Genomic DNA, 26,497 nt, shown 5'->3' with positions numbered 1-26,497 from the left:
ATCAAAGGAGCAACTTATGTCAGCAACCGTCCCTGCGGCGTTTCCCTTCATCCTGGTCAACATCGATACGTCCGCGCTGATGCCCATCGCGCAGCGTTCGCCGGGCGTGATCGCCATCGTCGGCAAGACCCCCGCCGGAGCAGACGGCGGCGATGCGGCATTCGACATGCCGACCGTTGTCGACACAGCGTCCGATGTGTCGCAGCACTTCGCGAAGATCAACGCCGACGGCAGCGTGGCCGACACCACGCTCTCGACGTCGCTCAAGCTCGCGATGCTGCAAAGCCCGACGCCCTCCAAGATTTACGGCGTCAAGGTGAACGGCACCGACTATGCCGGTGCGCTGGCGTCGCTCGAAGCCGCCGACGACGTCGACTTCGTTTGCCTCGCCAACGAGACCGACGTCGGCGCGGCGGCCGGCGGCGGCAATCCGCCGACCAACCTGCTGGCGCTCAAGGCGCACGTCGAGACCATGTCGGCGCAAGGCCAGAAGCGGCTCGGCGTGGCGATGGTCAACCCGGCAACCGTCAAGTCGCCGACTTACGTCCACGACGTCGACACCACGGCCACGCCGTTAAAGAGCGACTCCAGCCGCATGGTGCTCGTGGCCGCGCGCGGCGCAACGGTCGACGTCGCCGCGGCCGCCACTGGCGCAATCGCCGGCTATGCGCCGCAGGTCTCGATGGTGCTCAAGCGGGTGCGCGGCGTCAGCGTGCCGACCGCCAGCCAGTATGGGCCGAGCGAGATCAAGGGGCTCTCGGAAGCCGGCATCGTGCCGATCATCGAGCCCGCGCTGATCGTCGGCGGCGGCTTCTACTTCGGCGAGGGCCGCTGCTACACCACCGACGCCAGCCAGCTCTATATCGACATCGTGCGCGTGCTCGACGACATCGACTTCCGGCTCAAGGCCGGGCTGATTGGCCTGATCGGCGATTCGCGCATCACCAAGGCGGGCCTCACGCAGGTCAAGGTGCGCATCGATTCGATCCTCGGGCCGCTGCTCAATGCCGCCGTGATCGACGACTACGCGACCACGATCCCCGTGCTGAACATCCTGATGACGCCCGAGTCGGCCTGGAGCGCGACGGACAGCGCGCTGGTCGTGACGGCGCGCGCGAACCGGACCGTCGACGTGTTCGTGTCGATCACCTATGGCCCGGCAGTGCATCAGCTTCGCGTCACGCTGGCGCCGAGTTTCTGACCGACCGCTTCGACTACCCGCGCGACCCGCGCTACCGCGCTTCCTCGCGCGCTTCGCATCCGAATGGAGCCCAACATGCCCGACTGGAACACCCGGCTGGCCGTGTCCTATACGGCGAACAACCAGACCCGGACGATCACGCCGATCGATTCGTTCACGCCCACCTTCGCGCTCACCGCGGAGCCGCTGCACTCGATCGAGCACACGCACATCGGCGTGATCTACTCGCCGCAGGTGATCACGTTCACGATGACCGTGAAGGCCATCGGCACGATCGCCGCCGAGCTGACCGCGCTGGCGATCAAGCGCACGCTGTTCGACGTCACGCTGCAGGAATCGGCGAACGGCAATGACTGGTCGTATGCGTCGCTGGTGATGAGCAACTGCGTCATCACGACGGCGATACCGTCCACCGCGACCGTCACGGGCGCGCCCACGGCGACGTTCTCCGGCTTCTGTCTCGGCGCGACCGAGACCGACAAGAGCAACGCCAGCGCCACGCTGCCCTAGCCCCTCTCCGGAGTAACCGACGATGTCTGGTGGACACAACGGACACGACACGCAGGATCCGACCTCGGGAACCCTCGTGCACGACGGCCATTCGGTCGGCTGGTCGCTCGGTTCCGAAGCGGACGAGACGAGCGGCAGCGGCCCGCCGGAGGTTCATTACCACTTCCCGGTGGAGATCGAGGTTCGCAACACGGTGGCGGCCATCGACGAGGACCGCCTGATTCACGCCACGCTGGAACGGCTCGCCCGCGAGCTGACCGGCTGATACCCGCTTCTCTGCGCGTATGCGGATCAACGTCAACATTCCGGTGCGGTTGTCGGTGGATCTCGACGCCATCGAGCATCGTCCGGCCGACCTCGACGCCGCGCTCGCGGCGGCAATGGCGCGCGCGCTGCGGCGCTCGTCGGCGGCGACGGCGCGCGCCGGCGATCCTTCGGCCATCGTCGTGCACGATCCGACCTTCGCGTGGCGCGGCGCGAATCTGCGCAGCGTTTCGGCCGACACGCGCCAGAACACCGAGGCGCGCCTCGCGCGCGTGATCCAACGCTCGGCGCGCACGCAGACGACAACCCCGCCCACGGGCACGACGGCGACAAGCACGAGCCTGCGCCGGCGGCCATGGCGCGGCTGGCAAACGCTGACGAGCATTAACTTTCACGCGAAGGTCGGCGACTACCTCGCTTACGTCGACGACTCCATTCACAGCCACCGCGCCGACTACGCCACCCTCTACGCAGACTACGAGGAGCAGTCGAAATGGGTTTCGCTGTGGGTCGTGCGGGTCGACCGTCCGTACCGGCTCTCGGATCTTTCGGCGGAACTGTCCGCACGCGGGACGGAGCTGAGCCGTCTGCGCACCGGACGCGAAGACGCGTTCTGGGTGTTGAGCGCATCGGAGCGTGACCGGCAGCGCGTGATCCAGTTCGATAGCGACAACCTCGTGGCAGGCGCCACGCCCGACCTGTCGGGCAACAGCCGCTACCTCAGGGCCTACGGCGGCGAGGTCTATCTGATGCCCGGCGCGCAGGTGATCTTCACGCTGATGGTCCTGCCAACCATCACCCTGGAGACCTATGCGCGGCAAGGCACGCCGGTCGACGTCGAAGTCCGTAACCGCGACCTCGAGTTCCTCGTCTACCAGGACGGGTTTCGCGAAGCGCTGCGCGTCTCGTGGCCGGATTTCATCGCCGCGATGGGCGACGAGACCACGACGCTGCACATCTCGCCGCTCGAGGTCACGGCGCCAGTGCTCCCGCCGACGCTGGAGCTACTCGCCGGGAATCGCGACCTGCTGCCGCCTGCCGGTCCGCTCGCCTACCGCAAGCGCGACCTCTTCCTGCTCAAACAGGACACCCTGGACACGCTGCCGGAAGCCGTGCGCACGGCTGTCGCCCCGCTAACGAATCCGGCCACGCTGGCGCTCGTCCCGGACAGCCGCTGGGGCCGCTGGCAGGCCGGCTGGCGTGGCGCGCTGCTGTCCGCGACCTTCGCGCTGAGCGAGGATCAGCAGTTCGCGATCAACCATCGCACGCATGCCGAGACGGTCGCGAATGCGATCGTCGACCTGCTGGGCCACTACCCCGACGACTCGCTGGACCAGATCACCTGGTGGAGCCGCCTCGACGCCCTCTACACCGGCAACTTCGGCGCCTACGCCGGCGCGGGCGGGGTCCGCACGATGTTCGACCTGGTGATGGGGACGCTCGAGGCGCGCGAGGGCGGCCGGTGGTTCAACGCGCTGCTGGACAAGATGGCGGCCACGCGTGGCGACGCCGCGCTGCACTTCATCCAGGCGGCCACGGCGTCGCTGCGTTACAACGCCCATGCGCGCATCAGCCAGATGCGGGCCGACTACAACGCGGCGACGCGCACGGCGCTCGCGAACCGCTACTTTCCTGACAGCGGCGCCATGTGGCTGCACCAGGATGCCGATCAGCGCGTCGCGCGCAACGGCGTCGTCGCGGACGCCTACGCCGACTACGCGACGCACGCGCGTGTGCGGCACCTCGTCGAAGCGCGGCGCGCGCAATTCGACGCGGCGCTGGAGACCGCGGCCAATCAGCTTCTCGCGGACATCATGGCCGGCCGCGTCGCCCAGGACTTCAGCAACGATCAGTTCGCCAATGAAGCGATCAACCGCGCGGCGGCAGCGATCCACCTGACGAACGACGACTTCGACACCGTCAACCAGATCACGTCGCTGCGCGTCACCGCGATCGAACTCGCGGTCGACCGCGGCATCGAGCGCTACAACGTGACCTTCAACGTGGTCCAGAAGATCGAAGGCGAAGCGAGCTGGACCGACATTCCCGGCACGAGCCGCACGACCTCGGAACTCGATTTCGAGTGGCTCCTGTTCGGCTGGCAACTGGGCCGCATGGGCGAGCGCTTCGAGAAGGTGGGGCTCGTGATCGGCGGCATCGCGGTGATCGCCGTTGCGTGGGAAGCCGGCATCATCGGCGTGCTGGTCGAGGCGGCCGGCGGCGCGGGGACCGTGCTGACCTCAATCGTCATCTCGGAGATCCTCTATCTCGCGACCGCGAAGCACTACAGCCTCGAAGGCTTCGTGATGGCGGCGATCGACGGCTACCTGTTCGCGCTGACCTTCCGCTTCGCGGGCATCGGCGGGCGCGCCATCGCGCTGCGCATCGGGCGCGCGACGATGCCGCAAATCGTCGGCGGCTGGGTCGCGGAGCGGCTGTTCGTGGGCGTCGTGGGCGGCTCGCTCGGCGGCGGCGCGGTGGTCTTCTCACATGGGCTCGCCGACACCCTGCTGCGCAACGGACCGGGGCCGAGCCTCGGCCAGTACGTGCACGGCATGACGATGGGCGCCGTGTTCGGGCTGTTCGGCGAATTCGTGATCGGCCCGGCGCTGCAGGGCGCGTTCCGGGTCGGCGGGCAAACCGTGCTGAACACCGCCGAGGACGCCATCCGGATGATCCGCGAATCGGGCGTGTCGCCGGCCCGCTATGCGGCCGAGATCTCGGAGGCGCTTTCCGCGATCCGGCAGCGTCTCGCGACCTTCCTCGAAGAATCGAGCGTCCAGACCATCATCGACGGCCTGCGCGAGCGCATGGCGACGCTCGGCGAGGGGCTGAGCGCCGGCGCCATCGGGCGGCGCTTCGAGTTCGCGATGTTCCGGCGGGTCTTCGAACTCGCCGACATCGGCATGGGATCGGTCGAGACCGACGGGCTCGAACGGCTGTTGTCGACGACCGAGGCCGGGGCGGCGCGCATGTCGCAAGAGGAACTGCTGGCGTTCCTGAACCGCGTGGTGCTCGACAAAGGCCGCGCGAGGCAACTGCTGAACGCGCTCGGGCGGCTTACCGACGAACGCGCAAGCGCGCTGATCGGCGGCGGGCAGCTCGACGGACTGGCGTCGTCGTCCAATCTGCTGCACCACCTGACGACCGGGGACGTCAACCGCATCTGGGACGTGCTCGCCGGGCCGTCGTTCCGGCTTTCGGCGGCCGATTGCGACGCCTTCCTCGGCCGGCTCGCGCACTTTAACGATGCGCAGCAGATCTCGGCGCTGGAAATGCTTCGTCGTCCGGAGCAACTCGTGACGCCCGAAGGCATTGCGCAGGCGCTCGAAAAAGGCGGTCTGGACGTTGGCGTCGGCGAGGGACTCGACCGTCTGTACGGGGCGCTGGAGTCGGCGGCAGCGGATACGCTGATGCGCGCGATCCCGAGCGCCGACGCGCCCGGGTACTTGCGCTGGCTCGGTGCGCAGCGGCAGGAGATCGTCAATCAGCTCGCGCAGGACGGCTACCTCGAACCGCTCGCGAGTGCGCCGCATGCGCTCGACTTCATCGGCCGCAACGGGTTCGATTCGTTCCGCGCGCTCACGGGCGCGCACGGCCCGTTCGGCACCACGATTGCCGAGGCGGTGGCCGGGTTCGACGCCTTTGCCGGGGCGCTGCGCGCGTTCTCGCAGGACCAGCAGGATCTCGCCGTCGCCACGCTGCTGCGCGCCGGCAACCGCGTTCCGCCGGACGCGCTGCTGTACGTGTTGCAGCAGCATCTGACGCTCGACGCGGAACTCCAGCGCGCGCTGGACAACGTCTATGTCGAACGCTCGGGCATGACCGTGCAGGAATTCCAGCGGCTCACGGGCGCGCGCTTCGACGCGGCGCTACGCGGGTTGTATCGCGACGACCTGCCGTTCTGGAGCGAGCTGGGACACGCCGAGGCCATCATTCGCCATGACGACGTGATGGAGATGCTGCGCCAGCGCGCCAATCGCACGCCGTTCCGAACCTTCGTGGGCCGCTATCCGGGCCACGAAAGCGCGGCGATCGACGCGCTCGGCCGGCTCCTCGCACGCGTGCACGCGCTGAGCGGCGGCAACCTGCAACGCTTCGAGATGAGCGAGCTGATCCAGGCGCTCCAGTCCGCGACGGCGCGCGGGCCGACACCCATCGCCGAAATCGACCAGATCGCCGCCGACATCGGCCAGGCGGGATTCCCGACCCGCACGGTCGGCAGCGGGCCGAGGGCCACGACCTTCCCGGCCGCGGCGGAGGAAGCGCGCGCGTATGTCCGGCTGCTGGGCGACAACGTCACGCCGGCCCAGGCGCAAACGATGCTCACGCTGCCTGCCGATGTCAATGTGGCTAAAGTCGAAGTCGCGGGTGAAGGCGAGAGAGGTCCGGACGTCCTGCTCACGACCGACACGGGGCAAACCATCGGCCGCGAGTCGGTGGCCACGCGCATTCCCACCGTCGACCGTGCCGATCCGCTCGGCTCGCTCCAGCGCAATTTGAACAGCGCCAGCCTCAGCCACAAGATCGACGAATACGCCGCTGGCGGCATCTATGCCAGGCGCGGGGGGATTCGCTGGTTGCGCAGGGAGATCGACGTGCGCATCGATCCATCCGTGGACGGCTTCTCTTATGACGCGCTGCTCGCGCAGATGCAGGCCGACGGTTCGCTCGCGCCATTTCTGGACCGCGTGATCCGCGATAACGCGGGCTGGACGAATATCAGCCAGATTCGCTTCTACAATTCGCAGGGCGCCATGATCCACGCCTGGACACCCTGACCGACGAGACCTTGCGGGACGAGACGATGCACGCAATAGATCTGATATTGGCGCTTCCACCGACAGGCGATCCGGCCGGCAACCCGACCGTGATCCTGCGCCGCCTGGTGGAGCGCTGGTCGCCGGAAGTCTTTCTGCCGATGGAGTGCCGCGCGGCCGTCTCTGGGGAGCCGTTCTGCTGGCCGCCCTCCGCCTCGCCAGATCGCGACGCTGCCCCCTGGCCCGGCGAGACGGTCGCGCAGTGGCCCGTCACGAAACTCGACGGACACGCTGCAATAAAGCCGGACGTTTTCGATCACCTTCCCGCCGGAGATCGCTATGCGGTGCAGTTGATCGGCGGTCTGCGCTTTGTCGAGCCGGACCTGTGCGCCGAGCCGGCCTGGTACGGCCGGGTCACCGCCGCCGACACGGCCGGCCAGCCGCCGATTCTTCTCACGCTTGCCTACGTCAGCTTCCATTGGCAGCCCAACTGGCGCGAGATCCGTCTGCGCTTCCCGATGCTCGGCTACCCGCTCAGCGGCCAGCTCCCGCGCTTCGACGACGAAGGCCGGCCATTCGGGCAACAGCCCGCAGACATCGTGGAGCGCAACCGGCGCAGCGTGATCGGCGCGTTCGCGCACTGCGCGAGCGCCCTCGGTTTCGACCCGGCGCAAGTGTCGTGGTCGGTGGAGACCGAAGAAGGCACCCCTGCGGCCGTGCACGAAGCAATCGCCGCGTTACTGCAAGAAGCAACCGGGAGGATATAGATGGCCTCCAGCTACCAGAACTACGCGAACATCCCGTCGGCAATCATCTCGGACGGCATCCTGCCGATTCCGATCTGGGCCGTCACGACGATGAAGCTCACGGAGACCTACCACCTGCCGCCCATCGGCTCGACCGGTGCGAAGGCGATCGTGGGCGTGCACGACGACACGATCGATCTGACCGGCGTGCTGGTGGGCATGGAGCGTTTCGCGTGGAAGCTCGCACTCGAAACGCTGGCCGAATCGAGCAAGCGCGGCACCGCGCTCGGCTCGTTCACCGGCGGCAAGGTGTCGGGCCTGATCCTGATCACCGCGATGACGATCCGCACCGACATGCAGATCCAGTCGCTGACCTTCACGGCCAGCACGACCAAACGCGAAGCGCTCGACGTGACGATCCAGCTCGCCTACATGCCGCTGCCCGGCGCGCTAGGCAAGCTGCTCGATCTCGCGAGCGTGGGCGTGGGCGCGCTGATGGACGCAGGAGGGAACTGACGATGCCCGCGCCCCCCATCCCCGTCGACCGCTACCTGACGCCCGCAGACCCGCCCGCCGCCCCCGACGGCTTCGCGACGATCGCGCAAAAGATCATGACCGGCATTCCGCAGCCCATCACGCTCGACGCCGACTTCAGCGCGGTGCTCGCGGTGCCCACCGGTCTCGCCGGCGAGTGGCAACAGGCGGACCCGGCCGCCGTGGTGTCGGCCAGCACCGTGCAGACGGACGCGTGCGATCCGGCGGCAAACCCGGCAACGAATCCTGCGGCAAGCGCGCCGGTCGGCAACGTGGAGCGCTCGACGGCGCGGCTGCTGATCCAGCGCAATGGCACGAATGTCGCGTCGGTCCCGCTCACGGCCGGACTCACGTTCAGCGTGCCCGCGGACGGCGGCGACGCGGCGGGCCGTCTCGAAGTGTCGGTGGTGTCATGGGATCTGCGCGCGGGCTCCATGATCGGCCCGGGCGACTACGGCTCGACGCTCACGCTCGCGTGGCGCCGCAACGATACGGGCGTGCAGACCTTCGGGCCGGTGCCGCTCAATCCGTTCCTGCGCCTGCGTCTGCCGCCGCATATCACGATGCGCTCGGTGGTCGAACTGAGCGTCGCGCAGACAATCTACGACCGGCTGCGCATCACGATCCCGAGGATTCTGCGATGAGCCTCCCGACGCTGTCCCCGAACCAGGTGATGATCGGCAACGCGTCCGGCTGGGCGCTCACTTTCCACACGGAGACAGCCGGAACGATCCAGCCCGCGCTGCTGACTGTCTGCTCCGCCGACTACGAGGCGCGGCTGAACGCAACGCTGCCGGCCGGGCTCGAACCCGGTTCCTGCTCGATCACGATCGAGGGCATGACCGACGCGCATTATGCGCAGATCGCCCAGAGCGGCGCGGCATCGCAGCCGACTGTCGTGCAGCTCTATCTGTACTGGGTCGACGCGAACGCGAGCCCGCTCGGCTATCTCGCCAACCTCGGCGGCTTGACCGACACCCTCGGGCGCTTCGATCCGGCGTCGATGGCATCGTCGCTGGTCGCGGTGCTGCGCATCGTCAAGGTGACGCGCGCGGTGGGCGTGCGCCGCTACGAGGCGACCATCGAGTGCAAGGAGCGCGTCTATCAAAACCTCTCGACGATGCGGGTCGCGCAGCCGGTGAGCGCGACCAAACTCAGCGAAGCGGTCACGACGATCGGGCAGCGCACGGGCATTGACATCAAGTTGCAGGGCTTCGGCGCGGACGGCTCGATGCCGACGAGCAGCGGCAACCCCGGTGGCAACCCCAGCAGCAACCCGAGCGGCAGCTCGGGCGCGAGTTCCAGCGCGAGTCCCGCCGCCAGTCCCGGCGACGAACAGGTGTCGATCGATTCGGGCACCCCCTATGCCGCCGCGCTCGCGGGCCTCGCAACCCGGATGGAGCACGCGAGCGGCAAGTACGGGCGCGGGCTGATGTTGATCCGCGACGGCTCGCTTTATTTCGGAGTCCGTCAATTTCCGCTCACCGGCGATTCGAAGCCGCTGACGCTCGGCAGCGGACTGCTCCGCGTCGAGACGCTCGATCGCGTGTCGGCCGATCCGGACGCGTCGCCCGATTCGGCAACGCCGGCAGCGGGATCGGCCGCGACGTCCGCCGCAACCCAGGCAACGACATCAGCCGCGACATCAGCCGTAACATCAGCCGCAACACGCCGCCAGTTCAAGCTCACGCTCAAGGGCCGGCCCGACCTCAAGCCCGGCGACATGGCGAGCTTCGACAGCCCCGCCGAGGAAATGGCGACGCAGCCGGGCTTTCTGGATTCGCTGCTCGGCGGCGCATTCGCCGGCTCGATTCTTCCGGGCATGGGCGCCGACACGATCACGCATCCGGTCAATCTTTACGTGACCTCGGTGACGCACGCGCTCGGCCGCGCGACCGGGTTCGTGACGACCGTGACGGGCGTCGAGATCGCGGACCTGTCGCGGCCCTGGGATACGGCCTCCGGCACGGGCGCGCATGCGCCGGGCCGCGCGACCGGCACCACGGGCACCCGCTCGGACGGCGCCGCGTCGGCGGTCTCGGCAATCCGCCAGGCGGTGCGCGAAGGCGCGGAAACACCACGCAGCGTCGACATCGGCGAGGTGCGCGGCTTTCATCCGTCCGGCGACGGCACGACCGAGCCGCCGGGCCAGACGGAGCGCGTCTTTCGCGGGCTGGTCGAGCCGGACGGGCGCGCGAACCAGGCCCGGCGCCTCGATATCCGGCGCGACAGCCCCGCGCCGCTCGAAGGCGTGAGCTACGCGTCGCCGTTCGCGTGGGGCAAGTGCGGGCTCGTGCTGCCGCGCTACCCCGGCATGCGCGTGGTGCTCGCCCATCGCAACGGCCGCGCCGAGGACCCGGTGGAAGTCGGCGCATTGTGGACCTCGGGGCATGGGCCGACGTCGCAGGCCGGCGACTACTGGCTGATCCTGCCCGCCGCTGTCGACCCGGCCAGCCGCAGCCAGGTGGCCGATACGGCGACGCCCGCCGAGTACGCCGGCAAAGCCACGAACGACCTGATCGACGCCGACGGCAACCGCGTCATCGAGGTTGGCGAGCTCACGCTGCGCGTCGGCAGCGACCATCTCAAGAATGCGGGCGAGCGGCCCGCGCGGCCTGCGGACCAGGGATCGGTGACGATCGAACACGCCAGCGGGCAATCGTCGATCGTCATGAAGCAGGACGGCAGCGTGACCATCACCGCGAAGAACATCACGCTCGACGCCGGGACCGGGACCATCACGATGAAGGCGGACAGCGTCGACGTCCAGGTGCAGTCCAACATGAACGTTCATTGAGGAGCACCGCCATGCCAGGCGTGCTGACCACCGCGAGCAACGTGACGTGCGGCCACGCGGGAAACGTATCGACTTCGAGCGCCACGAAGCTGCAGGTGAACGGCGCCGCCGTCTTGCTTCAAAGCGGCATCGCAAGCCAGTCGGTCGCGGGCTGCTCGACGCCGCCGGCTTCGGATTCATCGGGCCCGACCGCGAAGCCGTGCACGACGGTCGCGTCGGTCACGGGCGGCCCCGCGGCCAAACTCCAGGCCGGCGGCCAGCCGGTCATGCTCGACACGCTGGCGGGCACCACCGATGGCATGGTGGGCAAGGTGACCCCGCAAACGCTGCTCGCGGGCATCGCCGGGCAAACGAAACTCACCGCGAGCTAGGGCAGCGCGAACCAGAACAGCGCCAGGACAACGCAACGGCACACGCGAGGGCATCCCAAGGGAGGATCGATGATCGACCAACAGAAAGACCCGCTGCGGCGCAGGGTGCTGGGCTGGGGCGTCGCGTGCGACCCCGCCGAGGCGGACGCCGATATCGGCCGCGATATCCGCTTCGTCACGACGAACGGCCTGCTCGATCTCGCGCGCGTCGAACTGCTCGACAACCTCGGCCAGTCGCTGTCCATCGCGCTGACGACGGCGCTCGGCAGCGACCTGTTCAACGTCGTCTACGGCTTCGACGGCATCAACGCCATCGCCGAGGAGACCAACCCGGTCCTGATGCGCGAGCGCATTCGCATCGCGATCATCAAGGTGCTGCGCGCCGACCCGCGCATCCGGCGCATCGTCGACGTCAAGCTGGAAGACGGCCGCCTCGACCCCGTGACGGCCGGCAGCCGCATTCTCGACGTGCGCGTCGCGTTCGAGACGCTCTCGGGCGACGCGTACTCCATCAACATCGATCAAATCGCGCTGGGCGCGGGCCAGGTGACCACGAATGGCTGACCAGAATCCGACCAGTATCGACACCGCCGACGTGCTGGCGGTGGATGCGTCCGTGATCCGGACGACCAGTGCGGCCCCGTTCGGCGTCACGCCGCAAGGGTTCTATGCGAAGCCGTTCGCGCGACTGCTCGCCGAAAAACTTGCGCTCGGCCGCGCGCTGTTCGGCTCCGACCTCGACCTGACCTCGGGCTCCGTCGTGCGCAAGCTCTTCGAGGTCGCGGCGCTCGAGGACGCCCGCACCTGGACGGCGCTCGGCGCGATCTACGACAACATGTTCGTGGTGTCGGCGCAAGGCCAGGCGCTGAGCAGCCTCGGCGCGGAGCTCGGCCTGCCGCGCCCCGACCTGGAGGCGACGGGCAAGATCACGCTGAAGCTCACGGGCACGCTGCCGGCCGGCGTCGCGCAGATCACGATTCCCCGGGGCGCGCGGCTGCTCACGCCGGGCGGGCATCACGTCGCGACCGACGAATCGGCGACGATCACCGCCGCGAGCCCGCAGGCCGACATCGCCGTCGTCGCGTTCTACCCGGGGCCCTCGCACAATCTCGATCCGGCCGTCACGGCCGCGGACGGCAGCCATCCCGAGCAGATCGACCGCTGGAACCCCTACGATACGAAGCTCGCCGACCTGCGCGCGGCCGAAGAGGCCGCGAACAAGACGCTGATCACCATCACGCACAGCGCAAAGCTGACCGGCGGCGAGCTGCAGTGGCCCGACGCGCGCTACCGCTCGATGCTGCTGCGCGCGCCGCGCTCGATCTGGACCGTCGACGCGATCCAGATCGCCGTGTCGCTCGTGCCGGGCGTGCGCCAGGCGCTGATCCGCGACGCATGGGGCGGACTCGACATCAACCAGTCGATCTTCGGCAACTTCAACTTCATCGAGCGCGTGTTCGGCAGCGAGCGAGATCTCGGGAATCCTTACTATTTCACCGTGCTCGTCTCGGCCACGGATTCGGCGATCTGGGACGGGCCGGACGGGCTCGAAGCATCGGTGCTCTCAGCCATCGAGGATCTGCGTCCACTCGGCATTTTTCCGCAGGTGCAGCAGGCCGAGCAGATCGGCATTTGCGTGAACGCGGACCTGGTCGTGCGCGGCATCCCCATGCCGTTCGGCTCGAAGGCGTCCGTCAACGCGTCGGCGCCGGCCCAGGCGCTGAAGGCGCGGCTCATGGAACGGTTGCGCCGCTACGTCGACAGCCTGTCGTTCGGCGAGCCGGTGCGGGTCTCGGAAGTGATCTGGGCGATGATGAGCGAGCCGGGCATCACCGACGTCCAGAATGTCGAGCTGCTCCGCTATCCGCCGGCGATGGACAGCATCGATTTCAATCAGCCGCCCACGGACGGCCCCGCCGGGCCAGGCTGCGGCCTGAACATCGATCTGGCGATCAACCAGGTGGCCGACTTCGTGGACACCGCCACGGCGCTGACGATCATATGAGCCGCGCACGCGACGCTGCAAGGAGGCGCCATGCCTGACATCCTGAAGCCCGACCGCTGGGCGGCTTCGTCGCAGGGCAATATGTTCGCGAATCTCACGGCGCCGTTCGCGGGCGGCGCGCGGGCGCGAGACCTCGCGTGCGACGCCACAGGCCAGGCGGCCATGCCCGAGGCGACCCGCGACCCGCTGCTCGTCGTGGCGCCGGCCGCCGCACTCGGCGCAACCGGTCTGCAAGTCACCGCCGTGCTGCTTCCGGGTAACGCGCCGGCCAGCTTCGGGACCGTCGTGTTCGCCCCCTGGAGCGAAGCGGGCGCGTATCTGCCGCTCCATCTGCCGACGGTCGACCCGAACGTCCGCACCGCCGCGCCGTTCACGCTCGCGCTGACGCTGGCCTCCGTCGCCGCCGACGGCACGGCGAGCGCCATCGCGGCCAACCGCATCGCGGGCCTTATCCAGCTTCAACTGATCGAGGGGATCTTCGGCCGCCTCCTCTACGCGCTTGCTGCCGAGAAGCACACAATCCGGCGTCAGGCGCGCGAGCTGGCCGCGATGCGTCAACTGGCCGGCGCGGCAGGCAACGCGCTCGACCGGGTGGGCGCCGAAGTGGGCGTGCCGCGCCTCGCGGACCGGCTCGCCGCCGATGCCGATGCCGGCCACATCGTCCTCCAGCCGTGGACCGACGCGGGCGGCGCGCCGATTCCGGAACCCGACGACAGCTACCGTCGCCGGCTCGCCCTCTTCCGGCCGTTCCTGCGCGCGACGCGGGCGCGGCTCGACGACGCGCTCAACGGCCCCGGCGCCAGCAACGCGCCCAATGCCGGGCTCCTCGCCGGCCTGGGCGTGCAGGCGCGCCTGCGGATCGTCGAACAGGTCAATCCGTTCGCGGTCGCGGTCCATCTGATCAGCGCCGGCAGCGACGCCGTGCGCACCCACTTTCTCGGCCACATTCGCGCGGTCCATCTGATCTGGCCGCAGGACGAGGCGACGGCGAACGGCATCCACCTGGCACGGGCGCTGTCCGCCGAGCGCCGCGCCAGCATGGAAACGTTGCGCGCGAGTCTGCGCCAGAGCTTCGATTTTCCGGCCCAGGCCGCGCTGGCGCCGCTGCTCGCGTCCGCGCTGGAGCGCGTCGGCCGCTGCCGGCGTGCGCTCGGCCAGGCCGCGCACTGGAGCGTCACGCGCGCGCAGGACGGCGGCGCGGGCAGCCGCTACGAGTTGGGGCTCGGCGTCGACCTCAAACCACCGGCCGCGGCGGACCTCGACGCACTCGCGGCGGCCGTCGCCCACCCGCCTGCCATCGCCGACCCGGAACTGGCGGCGCTCGTGAGCGCAATGGCGCCGGTGTCCTCGGCGACCGATCCCACCGGCGCGTGGTTCCTGAATGCGTGCGGCCTGCAAACCGTCTATACGGTCGATGCCGCGACGCTCTACGTTTCGCATCTGCCCGCGTTCGGGCTCGTGATCGCCGGACCGGTCAATGCCGCTGTAAACGCGGCGGCCAATCTGCAGGCGGCTTACCAGGCGCCGGGCGACCCAGCGGCGAACGTCGTGATCCACGACGGGCTGGCGGCCACGCTCGCTCAGTGGACCGCGTCCGGCGGCGCCGCGTGGACCGCGCTTTCGGCCGCCGACGCCACCACCGCATGGAACGCCGCCGCGCCTCACGCGGCGGCCGACCCGCCGCTCGCCGTGTTCCGGGCCGCAGGCCTCGCCGATCTCACCGCGCCGGCGCCCATCGCTGCGCAACTGGAGGCGCTGCCAGCGGAGCTGGTCACTGCAATCGCACTGCCCGCTGCGCTGGCCGCGGCGGTGCTGGCCGGCACGCCGTCGGCGGCCGACGACCTGAAGCGGCTCGTCGGTCTCTTCGCGGCGAACGGGCTTGCGTCGGCGCTGCCGCTCACCACTACCGACCACCGCGTGATCCTGACGATCGGCGCGATCGGCCTGCCCGGCGCGGGCGTGAATCTGTCCGATCGCCGCTCGGTCGGCTTCCGCTGGTACACCGTCGCGCTCGCGGGCAGCGGCGGCGAGATCAAGCCGATCGGCAGCCGGACCGTCTTTACGTCCGCGTCGGCCGGGCTCACGGCGGTCGTCGTGCTCGGCTACGCGCGCCGGCCGGGCCTGAACGATCCCTACGAATTCCGGGCCGACTTGCCGGACGGCACGCTGCTCACGATCCCCCAGTACGAGTACCTGATGAACACGCTCGGGGAAATCTTGCCGATCGGCGTGCTGGTCAACACCTTCGCGCTGCGCCAGAGCGGTGTCGACCTGAACGGCGACGGCCACGCCGATCCGCTCCCGCCGGGCGCCGCGCGCACCTTCCGTCCATTCCGGCAAGACCGCCACCGCGGTCTCGTCGTTCCGCCACTGCCCGCCGCCGACGCCGGCGCATAGGAGACCGAAATGGCTGTCGATACACTGCAACTCGATGGAATGGCGATCTCCGATGTGATGAAGTCCATTCGGGACACGGGGGTCGGCGATTCGGAAGCGTCGATCATCCTCGGCAACTGGCTGATCCAGCAGGGCGCGCGCCAGCAGCGGGTCTTCAACTATCAGACCGACTTCCCGGCCACCGAGCCGGACTGCGCTGAAACCTTCACGCCGAGCTTCCACCACACGGACTGGGTGGATGGCGAGAGCGTGGTGCAGGCCCAGCAATCGGCGGGCGAGGAAGGGTTCAACTCGCGCCTGCACAAGATCGAGCAGGACTTCGCCGCAGTGCGCACGGACCTCGGCCAGGTGTTCGCGTGCCTCGCGCACATGCGCGCCGAGATTCGCAGCCTGCTCGACGAACTGCGGACCCAGATCAATCTGATCAACGCCGACCTGTTCAATCTGGCGCAAGGGCACAGGACCTACGAGCCGCCGAGCTTCCCCCCGGTGTCCTTCATTCCGCCCTTCGACGCCACGAACGCCCACTTCATTGGCTCGACGAAGTATTTCGACAAGGACGTCGCGGTCTGGCAGACCAGCCAGGGGACGATCATGCTGCCCAACGTGACGCCGACGCCGTCGAACCCGGCCAGCGATCCGCGCGTATCGGGCACCGCGAGCCTGGCGAAGTTCATGACGTCGAACCCGCAATTCCTCCAGCAGTTCGGCGGCAAGACGCTCACCAAGGCCGACCTGATCAAGAACTACGGCACACAGACGCTCGACAACGGCATGAGCGTCGCCGACGCGGTCAGCATTCTTCCGGATGCGGCCTCGTATGGGACTCCGGACGCGCTCGTCTCCGACCTCGCGGAGCGCCAGGCCGGCGCGATTCGCTCGGCGGGCGGGAGCGAGGTGGTCCACGCGGCGCTGGGCGTCCAGGGTGCGCCCGGCGCGGCGTCGGGCGCGGCCATCGCCAGCCTGCCCGGCTTGTCATCGAGTGCCGCCGCCGCGCTGAGCAAGAGCGGCATCACCACGGTCGGGCAACTCGCGGCCGCCAACTCCACCGACATCAACAAGGCCCTCTCGACAGGGGGCGTTGCGATGAATTTGGGCGACGTGGCCGCGACCTCGGCGCTGGCCAAGACGTTGACGCATCTCTAGGGGGCGCGGCGCAACTGTCTGGAGCCACGGTGCGCCGAGCGTGCCGGCCATACGTGGCCAGCCGTGCGCGTTACTTTCCGCGCTCTTTCCGCCGCTCTTTCCGCGTTACTTTCTCGCGACCGTCTTGCGCGCGGGACGCAGCGGCTTCGCCGGGGTGTCGGCGGAACGCCCCGTGCGCCGCTGCATACGCCGCACCGGCGCAGCGCCGCCCTCGTCGCCCGTACTGCCGTCCGCGCCCGCGTGCTTGCGCAACGCATCGAGCTCCTGCGCCTGCACCGCGTGCGCCGCGCGCAGCGTCTCCAGGCGCCCTTCCTGCATGCCGGCCTGGTGCCGCAAATCGCCAAGTTGCGTCTGCAACGATTGGATCTCCGCCCGCGCACTTTCCTCGGCGTGCGCGGCGCGTTTGGTAGCCGCCTCAAGATCGCGCTGCAAGCGTGTGTTGGCCGTGCGCTCGCGTTCGATTTCGAGCAATGCGCGCTTTTCCGCCGCCTGCAAGCGGGTTTCCGCGAGCTCCGTTCCTGCACGAAGCTTGTCTAGCTCGGCGGCGAAGTCCGTGCGTGCCTGCGCGAGGGCATGGTCGCGCTCGCGGCCATCCTGTTGCAGCCGCGCGACCTCGCCCTCCAGCGCGCTGCGCGTGGCCGCGGCAGCGGCCTGCGCCTGCTCCAGTTCCTGAATGCGCACCTGCGCCGCGAGCAATGCGGTCGTGCGTTGTTCGAGCGCCGTCTCGGTGCGTGCGAGATCGCCTTCCATGCCGGTGACGGCCGCCTGCGCCTCCTGCCGCGCCTGTTCGACCTCGACGCGCAACGCCTCGAGCGAGGCCTGCGCGGCGGCCGTGGCGCGCGTCCAGAGTGCGGCCACGAGTTCGCCCGCCGCGCCCTGCAATTCTTCGGGCAGATCTGCATGCTCGATGCGCACGCGGCTTTTCTCGCGCAATTCCGCCCAGAATTCGGAGAGCACCGCTGTGGGCGTGCCCATGCTGCCCCGCCGCACCAGTTGATAGAGCCGGTTGGCCGTGGGCGTCACGCCGAAGCGGAAGAACAACAGCGCGCACACCTCCCGATAAAGCTCGCGCGTCTTGGGGAATGCGCTCTTGAGCCGCTCGATTTCGGCGGTAAGGCGAACTTCGTCGAGAGGAATGTCGGACATGGCATGAGAGGGCAGGATCAGATTGATCAATAATACAACGTAAAACGTTGATTTTCTACTCTCATGAATTCAGATTTAGACATTACTTTTATAATGTCGCGATTTATTGCGACGATCGGTGCAACGCTTTCGCTTTCACGGCTTTGCTGGATCGGTATCTGCCTGAATCAGTGCCGCCAGCTTCTGCCGCTCGACCGAAACGTCGCTCACGCCTGATGCCGGCCAGTCCAGCGCGACGCCATTGGAGAGCGAATCGCGCACCAGCGTTTGATACTGCCAGTCGCTGATATGGCCGTGCTCCATCGCATCCGAGATTTCATGCCGGAATGCCGATGGAAAGCTCGCGTATGCGCGCGACAACGCCGCATACTGCCTTGCATCGATTTCCTTCGAGGAGGGCACCGCAGTCCAGATGACGACTGCCACAATTGCTGTGAACGGAATGGCGGTGTAACGGAGAATGAATTTAATCGGTGTCATGAAGCGCCAGGTGATCTCGTTGCGAGCGACGATTGTATTCGTCCCGAGATCGGCGTCGGTTACCACCGGCTGAGTTTGGGAATCAGCTTTTGCGAGCCAGGCGCGTCGTGTTCGCGTGCGAGTTCCAGCGCCCGGCGAAGCCACGCCGGACGAAGCCACGCCCGGCGAGGTCATCACCTCATTCGAAGTTCTCGCGCAGCCACTTCTTGTTCATTTTGCCCACGCTGGTCTTCTCCAGCGCGTCGACGAACTTGACGACCTCCGGCACCGCGTACTTCGAGATCTGCCCGGTCTCGCTGAAGCGCAGAACGTGCTGCTTGATTTCATCGGCGCTCACAGGCGCGCCATGGTCCGGGCGCAACACGACCACGGCCGCCGGCCGCTCGCCCCACTTCTCGCTCTTGATGCCGATGACGGCGACTTCGGCCACGGCGGGATGCTGCGAGATCAGGCTCTCGATCTCCAGCGACGAGACCCATTCGCCGCCCGACTTGATCACGTCCTTGATGCGATCCGTGATCTGCAAATAGCCATCCGCGCCGATGCGCGCCACATCCTGCGTGTGGAGATAGCCGCCCTGCCACAACTGACCGGAGGCTTCCGGATTATGCAAATAGCCCTGCGTGAGCCAAGGCGCGCGCACGACCACCTCGCCGCTCGCGATGCCGTCGTGCGGCAGATCCCGCATCTCATCGTCGACGATGCGCAAGTCGACGAGCGGCACCGGCAGGCCCGTGCGGCACCGCAAACTCACCTCCTCGTCGATATCGCGTGCTTGCGCAGTCGGCTTCAACTGCGCAAGCGTGAGCAAGGGACACGTCTCGGACATGCCGTAGCCCGTGAAAACATCGATGCCGCGCTCCAGCGCGGTGCGCGCGAGACCATGCGGCAGCGCCCCGCCGCCGATCACGACCTTCCACTTGCTGAAGTCGGCGCTCTTCGCCTGCGGGCAGCTCAGCAGCATGTGCAGGATCGTGCCCACGCAGTGAGAGAAGGTCACGCCTTCGTCGCGCATCAACTCGACGACCCGGTCCGGCACATAGCGTCCCGGATACACCTGCTTCACGCCCATCACGGTCGCGATGTACGGCATGCCCCACGCGTGCACATGGAACATCGGCGTGAGCGGCATATAGACGTCGCCGCGATGGAAGCGCTGGCCGGACTCGGGGCTCCCGAGCGCCGCCATGCCCGTGATGGTGTGCAGCACCAGTTGCCGATGCGAAAAATACACGCCTTTCGGCAGCCCGGTGGTGCCCGTCGTGTAGAACGTCGTGGCGCGCGTGTTCTCGTCGAAATCGGGGAAATCGAAATGCGTGTCGCTGGTCGCGAGCAGGTGCTCGTACTCGTCGGCGAATGTCATGTCGGAGGTCGCCGCCGCGTTGCCTTCGTCGTCGATGAGCACGACGGTGCGCACGTGTTCGAGCTTGTCGCGAATCGCCGCCAGCACAGGCAGAAACTCCGCGTTGACGAGCAGCACTTGCGCACCGGCATGATTGATCGTGTAAGCGATCTCCGCCTGCGAGAGACGGATATTCACCGTCTGCAGCACGGCGCCCATCATCGGCACTGCGAAATAGCATTCCAGATAGCGATGGCTGTCCCAGTCCATCACCGCCACCGTGGTGCCGTGCTCCACGCCGAGCCGTTGCAGGCCATTCGCGAGACGCGCAATACGCTCCTGGAGCTGGGTGTAGGTCATGCGAACCTTGCCCCGGTAGACAATCTCCTGATTGGGCGCGTGCGCCATCGGCGTATGCAGCAGGCGCTTGATCAAGAGGGGATAGGCATAAGCCGATGACATTGCTTCGCTAGCCGGGTCGTACATGGCGGTCTCTAATATTCGGTGTATCAATTACAAGGCGCAATTGCAGGGCACGCCCCGTTCGGAAACGAGGCGCGCCAGCATGATTGACGCGTTTTTTTCGGGCCCTGTTCGAATCCTGAGCGAATCCTGAGCGAATCCGCAGCGAGACTCGATCAAGCCCTGATCGAGTCTCAATCGAACCTTATTCGAACCTTAATTCGAACCTTAAGCCAGGTTCTCGAAGATCGCCGCAATACCCTGGCCGCCGCCGATGCACATCGTCACCAGCGCATAACGGCCGCCCGTGCGCCGCAGTTCGTACAGTGCCTTCACGGTGATGAGCGCACCGGTCGCGCCAATCGGGTGGCCGAGCGAGATGCCCGAGCCGTTCGGGTTCACCTTGGCCGGATCGAGGCCGAGTTCCTGCGTGACCGCGCACGCCTGGGCCGCGAAGGCTTCGTTCGATTCGATCACGTCGAGGTCTTCGACGCGCAGGCCTGCGCGCTGCAACGCGAGGCGCGTAGCCGGCACCGGGCCGATGCCCATGTGCAGCGGATCGACGCCTGCGTGCCCATAGGCAACGAGCCGCGCCATCGGCTTGATGCCACGCTGCTCGGCAGCTTCGCGCGACATCAGCAGCACGGCCGAGGCCGCGTCGTTGATGCCCGAGGCATTGCCGGCCGTCACCGTGCCGTTCTCTTTCGCGAAGACGGGCTTGAGCTTCGAGAAGTCTTCGATCGTTGCGTCGGTGCGCAGATGCTCGTCGGTGTCGAACACGACTTCGCGGCCCCTCACCTTTTGCGTGACCGGCACGATCTGGCTCTTGAACCGGCCCTCGGCAATGGCGCGCGCGGCGCGCTGATGCGACTCGAGTGCAAGCGCATCCTGACGCTCGCGCGAAATGTCGAACTTGCGCGCGACGTTTTCAGCGGTCACGCCCATGTGCACCGTATTGAAGGGGTCGTTGAGCGCGCCGAGCATCATGTCGACGAAGCGCGAGTCGCCCATGCGCGCGCCAAAGCGCATATCGGGGGCGATATACGGCGCGCGGCTCATGTTCTCCGCACCCGCGCCGATCGCGACATCGGCGTCGCCCAGCAAAATGGTCTGCGCGGCCGAGACGATGGCCTGCAGGCCCGAGCCGCAAAGGCGATTGACGTTGAATGCGGGCGTCGAATCGGGAATGCCCGCGTTGATGGCCGCGACACGCGAGAGATAGAGATCCTTCGGCTCGGTGGTAATCACATTGCCGAACACGACATGGCCCACGTCCTCGGGCTTGACCTCGGTGCGCGCGAGCAGCTCGCGCAGCACGATTGCGCCCAGCTCGGTGGGCGCGATGTCTTTCAGGCTGCCGCCGAATTTGCCGATTGCGGTTCGCACACCGCCTACCACCACGACTTCCTTGCTCATTTGCCTGTCTCCTTCAATGGCTCTCACGCGAAACGCGTGATGGGCATTACATGTTCGGATAGTTGGGGCCGCCGCCGCCTTCGGGCGTGACCCACACGATGTTCTGCGTCGGGTCCTTGATGTCGCACGTCTTGCAGTGTACGCAATTCTGCGCGTTGATCTGCAAGCGATCTTCGTCCGAATCGGCTTTGACAAACTCGTAAACGCCTGCCGGACAGAAGCGCGCCTCAGGACCCGCATAAGTTTTGAGGTTGATGCCGACCGGCACGCTGATGTCCTTCAGCGTCAAATGCGCGGGCTGGTTCTCTTCGTGATTCGTATTAGAAATGAACACGGAAGAGAGACGGTCGAACGTGAGCTTGCCATCGGGCTTCGGATAGTCGATGGGCTTGCACTGCGATGCAGGCTTGAGCATCTCGTGATCGCGATGTTGGTGATGCAGCGTCCACGGCACGTTGCCGCCCAGCAGCTTCTGCTCGACACCCACCATCAGCGTGCCCAGATACAGGCCTTTGCTCATCCACTGCTTGAAGTTGCGCGCCTTGTAGAGTTCTTCGTGCAGCCACGAGTTCTTGAACGCTTCCGGGTACGTCGTGAGTTCATCGCTTTGACGGCCTGCCTGCACCGCTTCGAACGCCGCGTCCGCCGCGAGCATGCCGGTCTTGATCGCCGCGTGACTACCCTTGATGCGCGCGGCGTTCAGGAAGCCCGCATCGTCGCCCACCAAAGCGCCACCTGGGAACACCAGCTTCGGCAGCGACATCAGTCCGCCTGCCGTCATCGCACGCGCGCCATAGGAAACGCGCTTGCCGCCTTCCAGATATTTGCGGATCGCCGGATGCGTCTTGTAGCGCTGGAATTCCTCGAACGGCGAAAGATACGGATTCGTGTACGCGAGACCAACGACAAAGCCCACCATCACCTGGTTGTTGTCGATGTGGTAGAGGAACGAGCCGCCATAAGTGTCCTTTTCGAGCGGCCAGCCCGCCGTGTGAATCACGAGGCCCGGCTTATGCTTCGCCGGATCGATCTCCCACAGCTCCTTGATGCCGATGCCGTACACCTGCGGGTCCGCGTCCTTGCCGAGCTTGAACTTCTCGTTCAGTTGCCGGCCCAGATGCCCGCGGCAGCCTTCGCAGAACAGCGTGTATTTGGCGTGCAACTCCATGCCGAGCTGGAAATTCTCGGTCGGCTCGCCATCCTTGCCGACGCCCATGTTGCCCGTAGCCACGCCCTTGACCGAGCCATCGTCGTTATAAAGCACTTCAGCGGCCGGAAAGCCCGGGAAGATTTCCACGCCCAGCGCCTCGGCCTGCTGACCCAGCCAGCGCGTGACGTTCGCGAGGCTGATCACATAGTTGCCGTGGTTCTTGAAGTTATCCGGCAGCGCCCAGTTGGGCACCGTCTTCGCGCCGGTTTCCGAAAGGAAAAGAAATTGATCTTCGGTAACGGGCACGTTCAGCGGCGCGCCTTGCTCCTTCCAGTCGGGAATCAGTTCGCCGATGGCGCGCGGATCCATGACCGCGCCCGAGAGAATATGCGCCCCGATTTCCGAGCCTTTCTCCAGCACGCACACGCCGATCTCGACGCCTTTTTCCTGCGCCAGCTGCTTCAGGCGGATCGCCGCAGCGAGGCCCGCAGGGCCGCCGCCCACGATCACCACGTCGTATTCCATCGACTCGCGTGGGCCGTATTGTGCGATCAAATCGTTCGTATTCATGCTGCGTTTCCCTTTTCTGCCCGCATCGGGCCGGCGTCAGCCGGTATCAGAACTGATCTTCCGTGAGTGCCAGTACGCCTTCCGCGCCCCGCGCGCCCAGCGCTGCCGTCGCGAGGCCGTTGGCCTGCGAGAGCACGTGTTCGGCATAGAACTGCGCCATCGCGATCTTCGCGCCGTAGAACGACGGATCGTCGGCGAGCTTGCGCTGCGCCACGAGCAACGCACGCCCGAGTTGCCAGCCGCACAGCACGATGCCCGCGAGTTTCAGATAAGGAACGCTACCCATGAAGGTGCCGTTCGGATCGCGCTTGACGTTCTCGATCATGAAATCGACGACGCGCGAAAGTGCCTGCGCGCCTTGCTCGAGCTGCAAGCGCATCGAAGCCGCCGCCGCGCCGCCGACCTCTGCGAGCGACTCGGCCGTCTTCGCCACTTCGTCGAGCAGCGCCTTCGCTATCGCGCCGCCGTCGCGCGCCGTCTTGCGGCCAATCAGGTCGTTCGCCTGGATCGCCGTCGTGCCTTCATAGATCGCGAGAATGCGTGCGTCGCGATAGTGCTGTGCCGCGCCCGTTTCCTCGATAAAGCCCATGCCGCCGTGCACCTGCACGCCGAGGCTCGTGACCTCGTTGGCCATCTCGGTGCTCCAGCCCTTTACGATCGGCACGAGGAACTCGTAGATCGCCTGATGCTGTGCGCGCACGCCTTCGTCCGGATGACGATGCGCGATATCGCAGTGGCTCGCCGCCACATAGGCGAGCGCACGCGCGCCTTCGGTCATCGAGCGCATGGTGGCGAGCATGCGGCGCACGTCGGGGTGATGCACGATGGTGACCGGCTGCTTCGCCGAGCCATCCACGGGACGGCTCTGCACGCGCTCCTTCGCGAACGCCGCCGCCTGCTGGTACGCGCGCTCGGCAATCGCCACGCCCTGCGTACCCACGCCGAAGCGCGCCGCGTTCATCATCACGAACATGTATTCGAGGCCGCGGTTCTCTTCGCCCACGAGATAGCCGATCGCGCCGCCGTTATCGCCGTATTGCAGCACGGCCGTCGGGCTCGCCTTGATGCCGAGCTTGTGCTCGATCGACACGCAATGCACGTCGTTGCGCGCGCCGAGGCTGCCGTCCTCGTTGACGAGGAACTTCGGCACGATGAAAAGCGAAATGCCCTTCACGCCTTCGGGTGCGTTCGGCACGCGCGCCAGCACGAGATGGACGATGTTCTTCGCCATGTCATGCTCGCCCCACGTGATAAAGATCTTGGTGCCGAAGACGCGGTACGAACCGTCCGCTTGCGGCTCGGCGCGCGAGCGCACCAGCGCGAGATCGGAGCCGGCCTGCGGCTCGGTCAGGTTCATCGTGCCGGTCCACTCGCCCGAGATGAGCTTCGGCACGTAGCGGGCCTTTTGCTCTTCGGTGCCCGCGGTCAGCAGTGCCTCGATCGCGCCATCGGTCAAGAGCGGGCACAGCGCGAACGAAAGATTCGCGGCGTTGACCATCTCGTTGCAGGGCGTGCCGATCAGCTTCGGCAGTTCCTGACCGCCGAACTCGGCGGGATGTTGCAAACCTTGCCAGCCGCCTTCGGCGAACTGGTCGAACGCGGCCTTGAAGCCCGGCGTTGCCGTGACTTCGCCGTCACGCCAGCTACTCGGCGCGCGGTCGCCCTCGACATTCAGCGGCGCGAGCACTTCCCCGCACAGCTTCGCGGCTTCTTCCAGCACCGCCTGGGCGGTCTCGAAGCCGGCATCCTCGAAGCCGGGCAATGCGGCAACTTCGTCGATGCCGGCCAGCTCCTTGAGCACGAACAGCATGTCTTTGACGGGGGCAGTAAAGCTCATGGCGAACCTTTTTCACGCGTGGATCTCGGGAGCCGCAGCGCGAGCCGATTTGTGAAACCGGTGCGCCAGAGGCGATGTGGGGTTGATCGTAGCCGTAAAAACCGGCTGCGAAACTGTCCAAACTGGCCCATCTAGTGACAAATCTGGCCACGCTGTGTCGAATCTCGGCGTAAAGGAGCGTCTCCCAGGGTTGAACCTGGTGCCTTCGGCGCGCGCCCCCTGAGGGCAGGGGGCGCTGCTACGCGCCGCTCAGGGACGCCCGCGATAAGTGCCGGGCGTGCTGCCGGTCCAGTGGCGGAAGGCGCGATGAAACGCGCTGGGGTCGTCGAAACCGATATCGGCGCCAATGGCGGCGATGGTGTCCTGCGTATCGGTGAGGCGCTGGATCGCCACGTCGCGGCGCAGGTCGTCCTTGAGCACCTGAAACGAGGTGTCTTCGGACGCAAGCCGCCGGCACAGCGTGCGCACCGAACAATGCAAATGCGCGGACGCCGCCTCGATGGTCGGCAAATCGGGCAGCGTGCTGGCCAGATACTGGCGCACCTGATGGCTCACGAGCTGCTCGCTGAACGATTCGAAGATCCACTCCCCGGGCGAGCGCGCGAGAAACTGCCTCAGGTTGCGCTTGCTTTGCCGGATCGGCATGTCGAGGTAGGCGGCGCTGAAACGGAACAAGGCGGTCTCGCAGCCAAAACGCACCGGGCAGGAGAAGAAGTAGCGGTGATCGAGCGCGTGAGGCTGCCGCTCGCAGGCCAGCTCGACTTCCAGTAGCGGAATTTTCTGGCCGATCAACCACGAGGAAACGCCGTGCGCGAGCTTGAGCATCAGCTCCTGACCGAGCGGACCGATGGACCCGAACGCGGCATGCGGGCGCAATTCGACCTGGGCCACGAGTTCGCTGCGGCGCGATTCGAGCCGGAAGTCGTCGAGCACGATATGAAAGAACTGCCCGAAGCGATGCAGCGCCGTCTCGAGATTGCGCGCATCCAGCAGGCTCAGGCTAAGGAATTTCAGCGTGCCGCTGCGAAACGGGCGGCTGAAGATGCCGGGCATCTCGTCGTCGAGTTCGATCGCGAGCAAACGGTAGAGCGTGGAGAACTGCTCCTCCGTCACGCGCGCGCCAAGTTCGTCGAGCAGTTCCTCGGGAATGCCCGCCTGCTCCAGATAGCGGCCAACGACTTCCGGACGCGCGTGGGCAGCGGCAAGAAAGCCGCGTACCAGAGAGATGGGAACCGTCGAGCCCGTGAGTTGCATGCCTGGTTAGTACTTGGGTAATGCCTGAATAAGGCCCGAATAAGCGGCCGTGTAGCCAGAGCAGAATCGTCATACAGGGCGAACTGCGGGACGACTTGCGCGGTGAACG

The 26,497-nt window shown here is 66.9% G+C and carries 20 protein-coding genes; 13 read left to right on the top strand and 7 right to left on the bottom strand.

Annotation, left to right across the window (positions count from 1 at the left end; all coding sequences use genetic code 11):
• The first annotated feature begins 16 nt into the window (after positions 1-16).
• The 13 genes from L5014_RS01615 to L5014_RS01555 all read left to right on the top strand — a co-directional run bounded on the left by L5014_RS01615 (position 17) and on the right by L5014_RS01555 (position 16,731).
• Positions 17-1,201 (top strand): hypothetical protein, encoded by a 1,185-nt coding sequence (locus L5014_RS01615; RefSeq protein WP_238461834.1) that lies wholly within the window; start codon positions 17-19, stop codon positions 1,199-1,201.
• Positions 1,202-1,276: 75 nt separating this feature from the next.
• A complete protein-coding gene (locus tag L5014_RS01610) occupies positions 1,277-1,711 on the top strand; it encodes a hypothetical protein (protein WP_238461833.1) in 435 nt (144 codons plus the stop codon).
• 22 nt (positions 1,712-1,733) lie between these two features.
• The gene (locus tag L5014_RS01605) at positions 1,734-1,976 is read left to right on the top strand and encodes a hypothetical protein (protein ID WP_238461832.1); all 243 of its coding nucleotides are present in this window, start codon (positions 1,734-1,736) and stop codon (positions 1,974-1,976) included.
• Positions 1,977-1,995: 19 nt separating this feature from the next.
• The gene (locus L5014_RS01600; protein ID WP_238461831.1) at positions 1,996-6,756 is read left to right on the top strand and encodes a hypothetical protein; all 4,761 of its coding nucleotides are present in this window, start codon (positions 1,996-1,998) and stop codon (positions 6,754-6,756) included.
• Between the two features lie 11 nt (positions 6,757-6,767).
• Positions 6,768-7,502, top strand: coding sequence for a hypothetical protein (locus tag L5014_RS01595; protein ID WP_238461830.1), 735 nt, complete (start codon positions 6,768-6,770; stop codon positions 7,500-7,502).
• Positions 7,503-7,997 carry a hypothetical protein gene (locus tag L5014_RS01590; protein ID WP_238461829.1) on the top strand — a complete coding sequence of 165 codons (495 nt, stop codon included), beginning with the start codon at positions 7,503-7,505 and terminating at the stop codon, positions 7,995-7,997. It begins immediately after the preceding gene.
• 2 nt (positions 7,998-7,999) lie between these two features.
• The gene (locus L5014_RS01585) at positions 8,000-8,659 is read left to right on the top strand and encodes a hypothetical protein (RefSeq protein ID WP_238461828.1); all 660 of its coding nucleotides are present in this window, start codon (positions 8,000-8,002) and stop codon (positions 8,657-8,659) included.
• Positions 8,656-10,812, top strand: coding sequence for a hypothetical protein (locus tag L5014_RS01580; RefSeq protein ID WP_238461827.1), 2,157 nt, complete (start codon positions 8,656-8,658; stop codon positions 10,810-10,812). The genes L5014_RS01585 and L5014_RS01580 overlap by 4 nt, the downstream gene beginning before the upstream one ends.
• Before the next feature lie 11 nt (positions 10,813-10,823).
• Positions 10,824-11,183 (top strand): superantigen-like protein SSL4, encoded by a 360-nt coding sequence (locus tag L5014_RS01575; RefSeq protein ID WP_238461826.1) that lies wholly within the window; start codon positions 10,824-10,826, stop codon positions 11,181-11,183.
• 69 nt (positions 11,184-11,252) lie between these two features.
• Positions 11,253-11,747 (top strand): GPW/gp25 family protein, encoded by a 495-nt coding sequence (locus L5014_RS01570; protein WP_238461825.1) that lies wholly within the window; start codon positions 11,253-11,255, stop codon positions 11,745-11,747.
• Positions 11,740-13,188: a baseplate J/gp47 family protein gene (locus L5014_RS01565; protein ID WP_238461824.1), complete on the top strand. Its 1,449-nt coding sequence runs from the start codon at positions 11,740-11,742 to the stop codon at positions 13,186-13,188. Before L5014_RS01570 ends, L5014_RS01565 begins: the two co-directional genes overlap by 8 nt.
• 30 nt (positions 13,189-13,218) lie before the next feature.
• Positions 13,219-15,585 (top strand): hypothetical protein, encoded by a 2,367-nt coding sequence (locus L5014_RS01560; protein ID WP_238461823.1) that lies wholly within the window; start codon positions 13,219-13,221, stop codon positions 15,583-15,585.
• A 9-nt stretch (positions 15,586-15,594) separates the two neighbouring features.
• Positions 15,595-16,731 carry a hypothetical protein gene (locus tag L5014_RS01555; protein WP_238461822.1) on the top strand — a complete coding sequence of 379 codons (1,137 nt, stop codon included), beginning with the start codon at positions 15,595-15,597 and terminating at the stop codon, positions 16,729-16,731.
• Between the two features lie 105 nt (positions 16,732-16,836).
• Here L5014_RS01555 and L5014_RS01550 read toward each other — a convergent pair whose 3' ends face one another.
• The 7 genes from L5014_RS01550 to L5014_RS01520 all read right to left on the bottom strand — a co-directional run bounded on the left by L5014_RS01550 (position 16,837) and on the right by L5014_RS01520 (position 26,388).
• Positions 16,837-17,877 (bottom strand): DNA-binding protein, encoded by a 1,041-nt coding sequence (locus L5014_RS01550; RefSeq protein WP_238461821.1) that lies wholly within the window; start codon positions 17,875-17,877, stop codon positions 16,837-16,839.
• A gap of 135 nt (positions 17,878-18,012) precedes the next feature.
• Positions 18,013-18,357 carry a hypothetical protein gene (locus L5014_RS01545; protein ID WP_338019256.1) on the bottom strand — a complete coding sequence of 115 codons (345 nt, stop codon included), beginning with the start codon at positions 18,355-18,357 and terminating at the stop codon, positions 18,013-18,015.
• A gap of 178 nt (positions 18,358-18,535) precedes the next feature.
• Positions 18,536-20,185, bottom strand: coding sequence for a fatty acid--CoA ligase (locus L5014_RS01540; protein WP_238461819.1), 1,650 nt, complete (start codon positions 20,183-20,185; stop codon positions 18,536-18,538).
• A gap of 204 nt (positions 20,186-20,389) precedes the next feature.
• Positions 20,390-21,577 (bottom strand): beta-ketothiolase BktB, encoded by a 1,188-nt coding sequence (gene bktB / locus L5014_RS01535; RefSeq protein WP_238461818.1) that lies wholly within the window; start codon positions 21,575-21,577, stop codon positions 20,390-20,392.
• A 46-nt stretch (positions 21,578-21,623) separates the two neighbouring features.
• Positions 21,624-23,297: an electron transfer flavoprotein-ubiquinone oxidoreductase gene (locus L5014_RS01530; RefSeq protein ID WP_238461817.1), complete on the bottom strand. Its 1,674-nt coding sequence runs from the start codon at positions 23,295-23,297 to the stop codon at positions 21,624-21,626.
• Between the two features lie 46 nt (positions 23,298-23,343).
• A complete protein-coding gene (locus L5014_RS01525; protein WP_238461816.1) occupies positions 23,344-25,134 on the bottom strand; it encodes an acyl-CoA dehydrogenase in 1,791 nt (596 codons plus the stop codon).
• A 249-nt stretch (positions 25,135-25,383) separates the two neighbouring features.
• Positions 25,384-26,388 carry an AraC family transcriptional regulator gene (locus tag L5014_RS01520; RefSeq protein ID WP_238461815.1) on the bottom strand — a complete coding sequence of 335 codons (1,005 nt, stop codon included), beginning with the start codon at positions 26,386-26,388 and terminating at the stop codon, positions 25,384-25,386.
• Between the last annotated feature and the right edge of the window lie 109 nt (positions 26,389-26,497).

Source organism: Paraburkholderia tagetis (genome assembly GCF_022213065.1).
Lineage (GTDB): Bacteria > Pseudomonadota > Gammaproteobacteria > Burkholderiales > Burkholderiaceae > Paraburkholderia > Paraburkholderia tagetis.
This window is presented reverse-complemented; position numbering and strand designations above follow the sequence as displayed.